The sequence below is a fragment of the Streptomyces sp. N50 genome, from assembly GCF_033335955.1.
Lineage (GTDB): Bacteria > Actinomycetota > Actinomycetes > Streptomycetales > Streptomycetaceae > Streptomyces.
In genome coordinates this window covers 382,363-394,802 of sequence record NZ_CP137550.1, presented here as the reverse complement: position 1 = coordinate 394,802, position 12,440 = coordinate 382,363, and the positions used below count along the sequence as shown (strand labels likewise).

The window sequence follows — 12,440 nt, the reverse complement described above, 5'->3', positions numbered from 1 at the left end:
ACCTCGCACCCGTCGCGGAAGACGAACTGACTTTTTGCGACACGAAGATCAGGCGCCGTCTCAGTTGGGCCGTCGGAGAAGTTGGTCGCTCACATGTCGGCGAGTTCGAACGGTGGTCGGGAGTGCTCAGGCGGGAGGCGAGAGCAGCACCATGCCGCTCTCGCCGACCACAGCGACGTTGTCTCCGACTGCGGCCATGTTCCAGCCGTCGAAGGGAAGGTTGAGAGGCGGGCGCACTGGGGTCATGGTCCGTGTGTCGAACAGGTGGAGGCCCTCTTTTCCGCGCACCGCGAGGAGTGCCCGGCCGTCCACCGATGTGACGGGGCAGACCGGCCGCTCGAACCGGCCGGTGGCGGCGGGGCCGATTTGACTGGCGGTGGCGGGGTCCCAGAGCAGGAGGCTTTCGCTGGTCTCGTTGAGTACGGCCACCACCTCCCGTCCGTCGGCGAGCCGGAAGGCAGCCAGGTCCGACACCTCCTTGCCCGTCTGATATGTGGCCAGGCAGGAGCCGGTGTCCGGGTTCCACACCTTCAGATGCCCCTTGCGAGTGCTGCTGATGAGCCGGGGCGCAGAATGGGGCCCGGTCCACGAACACACTGCGTCCACCGGTTGCTGGTCCGCCTCGATGGCGGGTCCCGCCGGTGTTCCCTCGGGGGCGTTCCACAATCGGATGTGGCCGGAGCTGTCGCTCGTGGCCAGGAGCAGACGGCCCTGGGCGTCGGTGATGGAGCACATGCCCCACAGCACGGCGTCGTCAGGGATCTCGGCGAACCGACCGAGGGGCTCGCCCTCGGCGGCGTCCCAGAAGCGGACGACACCGTCGCGGTGGCCCACGGCCAACAGAAGAACGCCGTCGGGTCGCCGGTGGGTCCGCAGGAGTTCGATGCGTTGCTTGAACTCCCAGCTCCTTTCATTCCCGCAGGTAATCCGTCACACACACTGCGGTGGACGGGTGCGGAGAATGGAATTCCTGGCGGGTCCGTATCCCCGCGACCCAGATATCCGTAGCCGGTCAGGCCGCGGATTGGTGCGGAAAAAAAGATTCATCCGATCCGGCGGACGGCCAATCCGCCGGGCTTTCGGAGCCGGATTCCCCATGTGACCGACGACGAGAAGCAGACGCGACAACGCCTCACCTGGGCGCGCCTGACCCTGGGTGCGTGCAGTGGTGTGCTGGCCGGCCTCGCCTCGCTCGGCGTCGCTGAGCTGGTGTCGGCCGGGGTGCGTCCGCAGGCCAGTCCGGTCGTGGCGGTCGGCGGGGCGGCGATCGACCGCACCCCGGCCGCTCTGAAGGACTGGGCGATCCGGCACTTCGGAACCAATGACAAGCTGATTCTTCAGCTCGGAATTCTCGTGATGCTGGCGCTTTTCGCGCTGGCGCTGGGAATTGTCGCACTGCGTTTCCGGCGCAGCGGCGCTGCCGGTGTTCTGCTCTTCGGAATTGTCGGGGCGGTATCGGCCACCAGCCGGCCGGATTCGACGAGTCTCTCCGACGCGCTCCCCTCCGTGGTGGGGGCGATCGCCGGAGGAGCAGTGCTCTACGTCCTGGTGGGCCGCCTCGCCCGACGGGAGCCGTGCCCGGAACCGGTGGACGGCGAGCGGAGCGGTGCGTCTTCCGGAGCTGATTGGGACCGTCGTGGCTTCGTGATCGCGGCGACGGCGGTCGCCGCCGCTTCCGCCGGGGCGGGGGTGCTGGGCCGGACGCTGAACAACGCGAGCGGCCAGAGCGCGGTCGCCTCACGCAACAGGGTCGTCCTGCCCCGTCCGGCCTCCGCGGCCGCAGCCGTTCCCAAGGGTGCCGGGCTGCGGATTCCCGGGATCAGTCCCTTCACCACACCGAACGGTGACTTCTACCGCGTGGACACCGCGCTCGTGGTGCCCAAGGTCAACGCCACGACCTGGGCACTGCGCATCCACGGCAAGGGCGTCACCCGGCCTGTCACCCTCACCTTCGACGACCTGCTGCGGCGCGAGCTGATCGAGCGGGACATCACCCTCACCTGCGTGTCGAACGAGGTCGGCGGCCCGTACGTCGGCAACGCCCGCTGGATCGGCGTACGACTGGCCGATCTGCTGGCCGAGTGCGGGGTGAGGCCGCCGTCGAAGGGCGGCCCCGCCGACCAGTTGGTGGCCCGTTCCGTGGACGGGATGACGATCGGCAGCCCGGTCGAGGACGTGATGGACGGCCGCGACGCACTGCTCGCCCTGGGCATGAACGGCGAACCGCTGCCCTTCGCCCACGGTTTTCCGGTCCGCATGGTGGTGCCCGGCCTGTACGGCTTCGTCTCCGCCTGCAAGTGGATCAAGGACATCGAACTGACCACCTTCGACGCCTACGACCCCTACTGGGTCAAGCGCGGCTGGGCCCGCAGGGCTCCCATCAAGACCGAGTCGCGCATCGACACCCCCAAGCCGTTCGCCCGGCCGAAGACCGGGACGGTGATGGTCGCCGGGGTCGCCTGGGCCCAGCACCGCGGCATCGACAAGGTCCAGGTCCGCGTCGACGACGGCCCATGGCAGGAGGCCCGACTGGCCGCCGAGGACACCCGCGACACCTGGCGCCAGTGGTCCTTCCCCTGGCAGGCCGCCAAGGGCGGCCACACCCTCACCGTCCGCGCCACCGACCGCACCGGCCAGGTGCAGACCGACAAGCGCACCCGCACCATCCCCGACGGCGCCAGCGGATGGCACTCCGTGGTCGTCACCGTCGACTGACCCCTCAAGCCACTTTTCCCCTTCCCCATATCACCGCAGCTCAGGCTGCACCGACCCGCAGGAGAAACACCATGAGTACTCGTATCCGCCGTACCGCGGTCGTCCTCGCCGCCTCCGCCGTGCTGCCGCTGGCCCTCAGCGCCTGCGGCAGCAGCGGCAGCGACTCCGCGAGGTCGGACTCCTCCACCAAGGCGTCCGCCAGCGCTTCGAGCGACGGCATGACCGGCGCCGGCGCCACGATGTCCGACCAGCCCTTCGGTACGGCCTGCTCCGGTGTCCCCAAGAGCGGTGCCGGCTCCTTCGACGGCATGGCCAAGGACCCGGTCGCCACCGCCGCCTCCAACAACCCCGCACTGTCCACGCTGGTGGCGGCGGTGAAGAAGGCCGGGCTCGTCGACACCCTCAACAACGCCCAGAACATCACGGTGTTCGCGCCGACCAACGACGCCTTCGCCAAGATCCCGAAGGCCACCCTGGACAAGGTCCTGGCCGACAAGGCGCAGCTGACGAAGATCCTCACCTACCACGTCGTCGGCCAGCAGCTCACTCCGAAGGACTTGGAGAAGGGCTCCTTCGACACCTTGGAGAAGTCCAAGCTGACCACCTCCGGCTCGGGCGACAACTACATGGTCAACGACTCCGCCAAGGTGGTCTGCGGCAACGTCAAGACCGCCAACGCCAACGTCTACATCATCGACACCGTCCTGATGCCCACCAGCTGACGGACCACCGTCAGGGCCGGGCACCGACGTCAAGCTGCCTGGCCGTACGACTCCTGTGACGGGGAGACGGTGAGGGGCGGGGCAGTTGCCCCGCCCCTCACCGCTGTGTCCCCTCACCGCCGTACCGATGAGAGATGACGGAGCTCAGCACATGTCGGCACTCTTCCGCGTTCGCGTCCTCGCCGTCTCGAACACCCGTCTGTGGTGCGCGGTGGCAGGCACACTGACCGCGAGCACCGGCCGCACCCTGCGCGCCGAGCTGACCGCCCGATGCGCCGACGCGACGGTGGTCGGGTTGGATCTACGTCAACTCAGGTGTCCCACGGACGAGTTCCTGCCGGGACCACCGTGGCCGGACGGACCCCACACCGTGCATATCCTGGCGCCGGAACAACTGCGCTCCCGTACGGCCGATGACGGACGTCTGCACTGGCACACCGATCTCCAGAGCGCCTGGCAGGCGTGGTCCGCGCTCTCGCTCTGAGCCCCGTCACGTCCCCGACCCCCGGCCTGTTCCGGTCGCGTGCCATTTCGCGTTCCGCGTCCACGCCATCGGGCGCACCCGTCCGCTACCGCGCGGTCCGATCGCCACCTGGGAGTACCGCTTCGAGCCGGCCGGTGAGGGCACGCGAGTGACGGAGACCTGGACCGACGACCGGCGCGCGTGACCGGCGTTCCTGATCGACGCTTTCGACCGGCTCGTCACCCCGGGCAGGACCTTCGCCCAGTTCCAGGTCCGCAACATCGACAGGACCCTGTACAACCTCACACGCGAACTGGAGCGGGAGCACGACCACTCCGGATGAACGGCGCCCGTCCCAGGCGTCGGAACGCGTCCTGGCGGGCGGACAGTCGGGCCGGAGTCACCCGAAGGTGAAGGAGTACGCCTGGATGCCGGGGGTGAGCCCGGGTGCGAGACGCGTGGTGCGGGCCATGTTCTCGTCGATGAGCCGGTGAAGGGGAGACAAGCGCTGTCGCCCGCGGTGAAGTACTGGTGCCCGGCCGTCCAAGTGCCGTCCAGGGTGAGACGGTTGACCGGGAAGCCGCTCGCGAAGCGGTAGGTCTTGGGCTTGTCGGCGTCGAGCAAAGTCGCCACGAGGGAACACCCCTGGGACCGGACACAGACGACGGCTCAGAGGTCTTGTCGGAAACCCAGTGGGTCTGCGGCATGGCGCCGTTACTCGATGGCGATGACGTCTCAGTCGCTCGCCTTGGTCAAGTGACCCGCGTCACACCCGGCCCCTGTCAGCAATTGGGGCGCTGTCTCGTTCGAAGGGCACGTGAACGAGACAGGAGCAATGCCATGAAGCACCGCATCGTTGTACTCGGTGCCGGATATGCCGGGGCCTTCGCCGCTGGAAACCTGGCCCGCCGGCTCTCCCCCTCGGATGTCGAGATCACCGTCGTCAACGCCGTGCCCGACTTCGTCGAGCGGATGCGGCTCCACCAGCTCGCGATCGGCCAGGACCTCGCGTTCCGCAAGCTCGCCGACGTGTTCGAGGGCACCGGGGTACGGCTGCGCCTGGCGAGCGTCACCGGTGTCGACCCCGGGCGCAAAACCGTTGCGGTGAGCGGTGAGGACGGCGATGGCGAGCTCACGTACGACACGCTTCTCTACGCGCTGGGCAGCTCCGTGGCCGACCACGGCGTCCCGGGCGTGGCCGAGTACGCCTTCGATGTGACCGGCCTGTCCTCGGCGCTGCGTCTGCGTGAGCGCCTGGCCGGCCTGGGCGCGCGCTCCGCGGTGCTGGTCGTCGGTGAAGGGCTGACCGGCATCGAGACCGCCACCGAGTTCGCCGAGTCCCGGCCCGACCTCTCGGTCGCGCTCGCCGCCCGCGGTGAGTTGGGCGCCTGGCTCTCGCCGAAGGCCCGCCGTCACCTGTGCCAAGCCTTCGACCGGCTCGGCATCACCGTCCACGAGCACACCGGCATCGAAGCGGTCGAGCCGACCTGGGCGGTCGCCGTCGGCGGTACCTCCGTCCCGGCCGACGTGACCGTGTGGTCGGCCGGGTTCGCCGTACACCCCATCGTGGCCGCGAGCGGCCTGGAGGTCGCCGGGACCGGCCAGATCGTCGTCGACCGCACCATGCGCTCGGTCTCCCACCCGGACGTCTACGCCGCCGGTGACTGCGCGTACGCGATCGGCGAGAACGGCCGGCCGCTGCCCATGTCGTGTGCCTCGGCCGGTGTCACCAACATGCAGGCGACCGCCGCGATCATCGCGCGCCTGACGGCCCGTGACGTACCGGCCATCGGCCTGAAGTACTACGGCAACCACATCAGCCTCGGGCGGCGGGACGCGATCTTCCAGATGGTGGACGGGGACGTCCGGTCGAAGTCCTGGTACCTCGGTGGCAAGGCCGCCGCGCGACTCAAGTCGGGAGTGCTGAAGGGGGCCGGGTGGGGTATCGACCACCCGACCTTCGGCATACCGAAGCGCAAGCGCCGCCTGGCCACCGCGCCTGACCGGGCCGGCGCAAGGGCCGGTACGAGGGCCGCTGCATAGGCTGCTTCGCATGGACAGTGCAGCCATCGATCGGTTCGAGGCCAGCCGAGGCCGGCTGGCCTCGCTCGCGTACCGTCTGCTCGGCTCGGCCGCCGACGCCGAGGACGCCGTGCAGGACACGTTCCTGCGCTGGCAGGCCGCGGACCGCGAACAGATCGTGGTGCCGGAGGCGTGGCTGACCAAGGTCGTCACCCATCTCTGCCTCGACCGGCTCCGCTCGGCGCAGGCGCGCCACGAGCGGGCGGCTGGTGCCTGGTTGCCCGAGCCGCTTCTTGAGGGCGACCCCATGCTCGGCCCGGCCGACAGCTTCGAGCAGCGCGAATCGGTGTCCCTCGCCGTGCTGACCCTGATGGAGCGGCTCTCGCCGGTCGAACGGGCCGTCTATGTCCTGCGTGAGGCTTTCTCCTACAGCCACGCCGAGATCGCCGGGATCCTCGACATCAGCGAGTCCGCGAGCCAGCAGCATGTCCACCGGGCCCGGATCCGGGTCGCCGCCGAGCGCCGTCGCGGCGGCGAGGCCGCCCCCGCGTCCGCCCGCCGGGTCGTCGAGGAATTCCTCGCCGCCGCGATGTCGGGGCGTACGGATCGGCTGGTGGCCCTGCTCACCGAGGACGTGACGGCGCTCTCGGACGGTTACGGACTCGCCGGGCGGCTGTTGCGGTACGAGACGCGCGAGCGGGTGGCTTCCTACGTGCGGGCCGGCTTCAAGCCCACGCCGGCGAAGCTGCGGCTGGCCGGCGGCTCACCCGCGATGCATATCGCCCTGGTCAACGGCTCCCCAGCCGTCCTCGCTGTGATCAACGACCGGGTCGTAGGCGCCGTGGCGTTCGAAGTCACCGACGGCAAGATCGCGTCCCTGCGCGGCATCGCCGCCGCAGACCGGCTCGCGCGCCTCAACGAGGGCTGGCGGCAGTACGAACCCGACGCACCGGTCATCGAGGGATGGTGGCCTCGCCGGTGAGACGGCGGGCCATCAGGTCGGTCATAGAAGTCCGTGGCCGACGCCAGCGGCCGGTGGCGGCGACGTCCGCCAGTAGCTGGGCATGGCCGTTTCAGGTACTGCCCGGGTATTTCGTGCCCCATCACGTCACCCCTTCGCTCCTTGACGCGCCGGTGACGGCTTCTTAGCGGTGGTCGGCATCCAGACCTTTGTGAACTCTGCCGGGAACCGGCAATGCGCGGGTGCACCCCTGGCGTGCACGATGGCTCAAGGGGAGCACGGCGGACGGCCCCGCTGCCGGGTACCGGCAGCGGGGCCGACGGGTGCCCGTACCAGGATGCGAGGCGAGCCTCCCAACTGGGCGAACTGCGCGGAACGGTCGTCGGCGAGCAGGCGTCGCGCCGAGTGGAGTTGAGACGGCGTGCGTCCTCGCCGGCCTTCTGCCGCCCGGACAGAGATCGTCGTCCAACGCTAAGAGGTCCTCGACGAACCCTCCGCGAGAAAGGTGTGGATCCGTTCGGAGATCAGGGGCCAGTCCCGGCCGAACCAGACGAGGTGGCTGTCGGCCAGGCTTTCGAGCAGTTCGGCGTGGGGGAGGGCGGCGGCGAGTGCCTCGGCGTGCACGAAGCGCACTGCCGCGTCCTGGCGGGTGGCGATCACCAGGGCGGGCTGGGAGACCCGGCCTGCATGACGCAACTGATCTTCGGGTGCCGCAACTTCCTTGAGATCGCGTGTGAATCCTCGCCCCGACCGCATCCGCGAGAACAGTGCGACCAACCTCGTCCGATCCTCCGGGCGGAGGTTCGCCACCACAGCCCGTACGGGCAGGAGGGTGAGGTCGCGCAGCAGTATCCGCAGGCCGGCGTTGGGTGCGTACCGCATGAGGGAGTGAACGAGCGCCCAGGAAACGCGCTCGGTGTGCGGTGCGAAAACGATCCGGGCGCCGAGGCGGGTGCGGCGGTCGGGCCAGGGCAGCGGTCCGACCGCGCTCTGCAGGAGCAGCCTTTGGACCAGGGCGGGATGGCGTGCCGCCATCGCCACCGCGGTGGGTCCGCCTCCCGATACGCCGACTACGGCGGCGACTTCGGTGATCCCCAGGTGTGCGCAGAGCGCGGCCGTGACATCGGCGAACCCGGTGGCCGATTCCCCGGTCGAGACCGGCGTACGGCCATACCCCGGGCGGGACGGCACGAGCACCGAGTATCCCGCTTCGGCGAACACCTCCTCGCCCAGCGAGAGCCCCGCGCGCATGTGCCCGCCGTAGAAGATCACGACGGTGACCGGTCCGCGCCGGTCGAAGCGGTACTCGACGCGGCCGGCGGTCAACTCGGCCAGCATTGTGGGGTGTTCGTCCAGGCCGTGACGTCGGGTGTTCGTCACGGCGACTCCTCGCTCCGCCCAGGGGCGTGCGAGGCCGAGGATGAGCAGGCATGGCGGGATCCGGGCCGCGTGCCGGTGTCGGAGTAGCCGCTTCCTGCCCTGGACCGAGTCACCTTCGCATCGTGCCACCGTTCGCGGCCGGTGCCCCCCGACCGGCCTGCTCTCCGCGTCGTAGGCCGCTGGGCAGGCCGGTTGTATCGTGCGGAGAGCCGTCCCGGCAGTGCGTCCGCATCATCCGTATGACGGTGGCCGTCGGGACTTCGAGAGCGAGACGGGAGCCGGGCGTGCGGGCGCGTGACTTGGCGGTGGAGTACGAGACGGTCGGCCTCGACAGCGACGCGATGGACGCCGCGCGGCTGATGGCCGAACACCGGCTGCCGGCGCTGCTGGTGGTGGACGAACGGGGTGCGCCGAAGGCGATCCTGCCCGCCTCGCAGATGGTCAAGATCCTGGTGCCGGTGTACGTGGTCGAGGACCCGACGCTCGCCGCCGTGGTCGACGAACGCCACGCCGACCGGTTGTGTCAGGCGCTGAAGGGGCGCAAGGTGCGCGACTGCCTGTCGAAGACCGTGCCCGCGCCGCCGGTCGCCGCTCCGGACGACACCGCGCTGGAGGTGGCCGCGCAGATGGCGCGGGTACGCAGTCCCCTGGTGGCGGTCGTGGAGAAGGACGCGGCCGGTGGCCGGCTCCTCGGTGTGATCACGGCCTCGCATCTGCTGGAACGGTTGCTCGCCGCTACGGCCTGACCGGCCGCGTCAGGTGGTGTCCGGGCAGTCGCCCTCGTAGAGGTCGAGGGCGCGGGGCAGACCCAGTTGGTTGAGGGTGGCCCGTGCCTGGGTACTGGCGTGGGTGACGATCAATCGGGTGCCGTGTGGCCGTGCTTCGAGCAGCGCCATGAAGAAGGCCGCGCCACCATCAGGACTGAGGTAGGGCACCTGGGCCAGGTCGACCTCCAGGACACGGGGTGGTGCTCGCAGGGCCTGCCGCAGCCTCGCTCCTACGTCCCGGGCGTTCTTGGCGGTGATGTCTCCCGAGAGCCGTACGACGACGTGGTCGGCGTGCGAAACCGTGCTGTCGGCACCACGGCGGAACGGATGCCGTAGACGGTTGCCCATTCCCGCCGGCCGGCTGTGGGCGTGGGTTCTACGGGCGGGGGACGAGTCCGGCATCCGGGCCTCCAGGGCAGGGGCGGCCATTGCCGACCGGACTTGCCGGCGCACCTGAACGTCACCCTAGGCGTAGGCGTCCTCGGCCGCCGTTCGAGAGGCCGGCGGCAAGGCTCTCTGATCAGGGAGCGTGGCGGTCCTTTGTTGCCGGAACCCGGCAGAATCCCGGCCCCGGCCTCGCTCATCAAGAGCTGTTAAAGAAGCGTCAAGGACCTGTATGGTTCCCAGCGGTGTGCCGGGAAGCCTGGTCGGCGAGTAGGGGATCACTCTCTCTTCCGATCGGGGGCGCAAGCCATGGTGCTCGTGATGATGTTCGGTGCCGCGCTGCTCTCCGCCTCCTCCCTCTTCCTCGTCGGCGGACTCCTGGTCACCGACGGCATGCAGGTCTTCCTGCCCAAGCCGCCCACCGACTGGAAGCACCCCGCGCCCGTACCGGGTCTGACGGACGTCCCGGCTGCCCGTGCCCACGCCTTCGCGCCCCGCAGCGACTCCTGCCCGGACGGTGCGTACACCCGGCCCTCCGCCCCGCATCACCTCACCGGCTCGACCGCCGACCCCGTCTCGCAACCCTGCGGAGGATCGTGAACGACTGGCACAGCTGGGCGGCGATCGTCGTGTTCGTCGGTGCGTACGCCCTGATCATCAGCGAGAAGATCCACCGCGTCGCCGTGGCTCTGGGCGGCGCGGGGCTCATGCTCGCGATCGGGGCGACCGACGACGTGTCGGCGTTCTACTCCGAGGACTCCGGCATCGACTGGAACGTCATCTTCCTGCTGATGGGCATGATGATGATCGTCGGAGTGCTGAAGAAGACCGGCATGTTCGAGTACCTGGCGATCTGGTCCGTGAAGAAGGCCCGGGCCCAGCCCTTCAGGGTGATGGCCATGCTCGTCGTCATCACGGCGGTCGCCTCCGCCCTGCTCGACAACGTGACGACGGTGCTGCTGATCGCCCCGGTCACCCTGCTGGTCTGCGAACGCCTCGCGCTGCCCGCGGCCCCGTTCCTGATCGCGGAGGTGTTCGCCTCGAACATCGGCGGCACCGCGACCCTGGTCGGCGACCCGCCCAACATCATCATCGCCAGCCGGGCCGGGGTCACCTTCAACGACTTCCTGGTCCACATCGCCCCGCTGTCCGCACTGCTCGTCGTCGTCCTGGTCGCCCTGTGCCGGGTGATGTTCCGCAAGACGTTCGTCTACGACGAGGACCGCGCCGCCGAGATCATGGCCCTGGAGGAGCGCGAGGCCATCAAGGACCCGCGGCTGATGGTCCAGGGTCTCGTCGTCCTGGCCCTGGTGGTGGCGGGCTTCGTCCTGCACCCGGTACTGCACTACGAGCCGAGCATCGTCGCGCTGCTGGGCGCCGGGCTGCTGGTCGCCGTCTCCACGGCCGAGACGAGCGAGGTTCTCGCCGAGGTGGAGTGGCCCACGCTCGCCTTCTTCGCGGGTCTGTTCATCATGATCGGCGGCCTGATCGACACCGGTGTGATCGACGAGGTCTCCAAGGCGCTCGCGGACGCGATCGGCACGAACGAACTCGGTGGGTCCTTGACGATGTTGGGTGCTTCCGCGGTCCTGTCCGGGGTCGTGGACAACATCCCGTACGTCGCCACCATGGCGCCCATCACCAGCGACCTGGTCCACAACATGGGCGGCGCCGGTGACCACGTCATGTGGTGGGCCCTCGCCCTCGGCGCCGACCTCGGCGGCAACGCCACCGCCATCGGCGCCTCCGCGAACGTCGTCGTCCTCGGCATCGCCGAACGCAACCGACAGCCCATCACCTTCTGGCAGTTCACCAAGTACGGCCTGATCGTCACCGCCGTCACCGTGGCCATCTCGCTCGGCTACGTGTGGCTGCGCTACTTCGCACTGGCCTGAGCAGTACGCCGTTGCCGCTACCCACGCAGATCCTCGACATCGCTGCCCGAGGCGGGACGGCCCGTCGGCCGGGCGCGGGTGCGGTCCGGTTCCGCTCACTTGGGTGGCAGGCTCGCGGCGAAGGCGTGTCCCTCGTCGACCCATTGGCCGAGCGCCTCGTCCTCGGTCAGTACGGAGGAGTCGACCAGGATCCAGCCGCGCATCGGGCGGCCGGTCATGTCGAAGACGCGGGTGCCGGGCCGGGCCAGGGCCGCGTCGGTGTGCTCGGGCCCCACGCGCACCATGAGGTCGCCGCCGCTTCCGCTGCCACTGACGCCCACTGCCATGTTGCCGCGGTACAGGAAGGCGATCCCGCCGAACATCTTTTTCTCGGTGACGTCCTGATGCACGGCCAGCCGTTCGCGTACGCGCTCGGCCAGCCCTTCGTCGTATGCCATGGGAATCTCTCATTCCGTGCCGGTGAGCCTGAGTTGCAGGTTGCGCAGGTCCTTGCCGAGGGATGTGCGGACCTGACGGGCCAGGAGGGGCGCGGCCATCCGGTAGAAGCCGCCCCCGCCGCCCTGGACGCGGATACGGGCCGTCGTCCCGGAGGGGTGCGGGTCGAAGGTGTAGGTGACGTGCATGGGCATCGGCCCGGCCACCGACACCATGTCCAGCAGCCGGGGCGGTTCGTGCGCGGCGACGCGCAGGACGTAGTCGATGCGCCGGCCCAGGAAGTACGCCGTACGGGTGACCTCGGCCCCGACACCGAAGCCACCGCCGTCGGCTTCCCGCGTCAGCTCCGCGCTGCGGATGCCCTGCGTCCATTCGTCGTCATGCCGCCAGTCCATGGCGTACGCCGCCACCTGCGCCGGCGGAACGGGGATCACCCGTTGCGCGGACACGTCGATGGCCATCGCACCGCCGCCTCGTCGTCCCGCCGGGTGCCCGTCGCACCCGGAGATGGGACCAGGATCCTCGCGATGGACGGCGGACGCACGGCGCGCGACCGGGCGCCGTGCGAAAGCGCCGGGTGCCGGTGCGTCGTAGAGGGACACGACGGGATCCGCGCGAGACGCTGTCGCCGAGCCACGGCTCGGACCGGATCGGGGACCCGCCCTCGCTGTCCCGCTGTCCCGTGCGAAGGAGCAT

At 69.7% G+C, this 12,440-nt stretch carries 13 protein-coding genes and 1 pseudogene; 9 read left to right on the top strand and 5 right to left on the bottom strand.

What is annotated here, in order from left to right; all coding sequences use genetic code 11:
- Positions 1 to 126: 126 nt before the first annotated feature.
- Positions 127 to 834: a hypothetical protein gene (locus tag R2B38_RS46315; RefSeq protein ID WP_318022216.1), complete on the bottom strand. Its 708-nt coding sequence runs from the start codon at positions 832 to 834 to the stop codon at positions 127 to 129.
- A gap of 264 nt (positions 835 to 1,098) precedes the next feature.
- Between R2B38_RS46315 and R2B38_RS46310 the strand changes: the two genes are divergently transcribed.
- The 6 genes and pseudogenes from R2B38_RS46310 (at position 1,099) to R2B38_RS46285 (ending at position 6,904) form a co-directional block, all read left to right on the top strand.
- Positions 1,099 to 2,715: a molybdopterin-dependent oxidoreductase gene (locus tag R2B38_RS46310; protein WP_318022215.1), complete on the top strand. Its 1,617-nt coding sequence runs from the start codon at positions 1,099 to 1,101 to the stop codon at positions 2,713 to 2,715.
- A gap of 71 nt (positions 2,716 to 2,786) precedes the next feature.
- Positions 2,787 to 3,437: a fasciclin domain-containing protein gene (locus R2B38_RS46305; protein WP_318022214.1), complete on the top strand. Its 651-nt coding sequence runs from the start codon at positions 2,787 to 2,789 to the stop codon at positions 3,435 to 3,437.
- A 151-nt stretch (positions 3,438 to 3,588) separates the two neighbouring features.
- A complete protein-coding gene (locus R2B38_RS46300) occupies positions 3,589 to 3,921 on the top strand; it encodes a hypothetical protein (protein WP_318022213.1) in 333 nt (110 codons plus the stop codon).
- Positions 3,812 to 4,243 (top strand): annotated as a pseudogene (locus tag R2B38_RS51450) (hypothetical protein). Before R2B38_RS46300 ends, R2B38_RS51450 begins: the two are co-directional and overlap by 110 nt.
- A 497-nt stretch (positions 4,244 to 4,740) precedes the next feature.
- Complete coding sequence (locus tag R2B38_RS46290) at positions 4,741 to 5,943, top strand: NAD(P)/FAD-dependent oxidoreductase (RefSeq protein ID WP_318022212.1); 1,203 nt, start codon at positions 4,741 to 4,743, stop codon at positions 5,941 to 5,943.
- Positions 5,944 to 5,953: 10 nt separating this feature from the next.
- Positions 5,954 to 6,904: a sigma-70 family RNA polymerase sigma factor gene (locus tag R2B38_RS46285; protein WP_318022211.1), complete on the top strand. Its 951-nt coding sequence runs from the start codon at positions 5,954 to 5,956 to the stop codon at positions 6,902 to 6,904.
- Between the two features lie 450 nt (positions 6,905 to 7,354).
- On the opposite strand, the gene R2B38_RS46280 is transcribed toward R2B38_RS46285, so the two are convergent.
- Positions 7,355 to 8,263, bottom strand: a complete 909-nt coding sequence (locus R2B38_RS46280) for an alpha/beta fold hydrolase (protein WP_318022210.1) — start codon at positions 8,261 to 8,263, stop codon at positions 7,355 to 7,357.
- A 284-nt stretch (positions 8,264 to 8,547) separates the two neighbouring features.
- Here R2B38_RS46280 and R2B38_RS46275 point away from each other — a divergent pair, with 284 nt between their 5' ends.
- Positions 8,548 to 9,009, top strand: a complete 462-nt coding sequence (locus tag R2B38_RS46275; RefSeq protein ID WP_318022209.1) for a CBS domain-containing protein — start codon at positions 8,548 to 8,550, stop codon at positions 9,007 to 9,009.
- A gap of 9 nt (positions 9,010 to 9,018) precedes the next feature.
- Here R2B38_RS46275 and R2B38_RS46270 read toward each other — a convergent pair whose 3' ends face one another.
- Positions 9,019 to 9,432, bottom strand: a complete 414-nt coding sequence (locus R2B38_RS46270; protein WP_318022208.1) for an STAS domain-containing protein — start codon at positions 9,430 to 9,432, stop codon at positions 9,019 to 9,021.
- A 291-nt stretch (positions 9,433 to 9,723) separates the two neighbouring features.
- On the opposite strand from R2B38_RS46270, the gene R2B38_RS46265 reads away from it, so the two are divergent.
- On the top strand, positions 9,724 to 10,014 hold the full coding sequence (locus tag R2B38_RS46265; RefSeq protein ID WP_318022207.1) for a hypothetical protein: 291 nt from the start codon (positions 9,724 to 9,726) through the stop codon (positions 10,012 to 10,014).
- Positions 10,011 to 11,309, top strand: a complete 1,299-nt coding sequence (locus R2B38_RS46260; protein ID WP_318022206.1) for an ArsB/NhaD family transporter — start codon at positions 10,011 to 10,013, stop codon at positions 11,307 to 11,309. The genes R2B38_RS46265 and R2B38_RS46260 overlap by 4 nt, the downstream gene beginning before the upstream one ends.
- 95 nt (positions 11,310 to 11,404) lie before the next feature.
- On the opposite strand, the gene R2B38_RS46255 is transcribed toward R2B38_RS46260, so the two are convergent.
- Both R2B38_RS46255 and R2B38_RS46250 read right to left on the bottom strand, forming a co-directional pair.
- Positions 11,405 to 11,746: a TfoX/Sxy family protein gene (locus R2B38_RS46255; protein WP_318022205.1), complete on the bottom strand. Its 342-nt coding sequence runs from the start codon at positions 11,744 to 11,746 to the stop codon at positions 11,405 to 11,407.
- 9 nt (positions 11,747 to 11,755) lie between these two features.
- Positions 11,756 to 12,205, bottom strand: a complete 450-nt coding sequence (locus tag R2B38_RS46250) for an SRPBCC family protein (RefSeq protein WP_318022204.1) — start codon at positions 12,203 to 12,205, stop codon at positions 11,756 to 11,758.
- Between the last annotated feature and the right edge of the window lie 235 nt (positions 12,206 to 12,440).

Excerpts from the sequence above, each read along its gene's own strand:
- R2B38_RS46265 (WP_318022207.1), top strand. The coding sequence starts at position 9,724 with ATGGTGCTCGTGATGATGTTCGGTGCCGCGCTGCTCTCCGCCTCCTCC.
- R2B38_RS46250 (WP_318022204.1), bottom strand. The coding sequence starts at position 12,205 with ATGGCCATCGACGTGTCCGCGCAACGGGTGATCCCCGTTCCGCCGGCG.
- R2B38_RS46270 (WP_318022208.1), bottom strand. The coding sequence starts at position 9,432 with ATGCCGGACTCGTCCCCCGCCCGTAGAACCCACGCCCACAGCCGGCCG.
- R2B38_RS46300 (WP_318022213.1), top strand. The coding sequence starts at position 3,589 with ATGTCGGCACTCTTCCGCGTTCGCGTCCTCGCCGTCTCGAACACCCGT.
- R2B38_RS46290 (WP_318022212.1), top strand. The coding sequence starts at position 4,741 with ATGAAGCACCGCATCGTTGTACTCGGTGCCGGATATGCCGGGGCCTTC.
- R2B38_RS46285 (WP_318022211.1), top strand. The coding sequence starts at position 5,954 with ATGGACAGTGCAGCCATCGATCGGTTCGAGGCCAGCCGAGGCCGGCTG.
- R2B38_RS46305 (WP_318022214.1), top strand. The coding sequence starts at position 2,787 with ATGAGTACTCGTATCCGCCGTACCGCGGTCGTCCTCGCCGCCTCCGCC.
- R2B38_RS46255 (WP_318022205.1), bottom strand. The coding sequence starts at position 11,746 with ATGGCATACGACGAAGGGCTGGCCGAGCGCGTACGCGAACGGCTGGCC.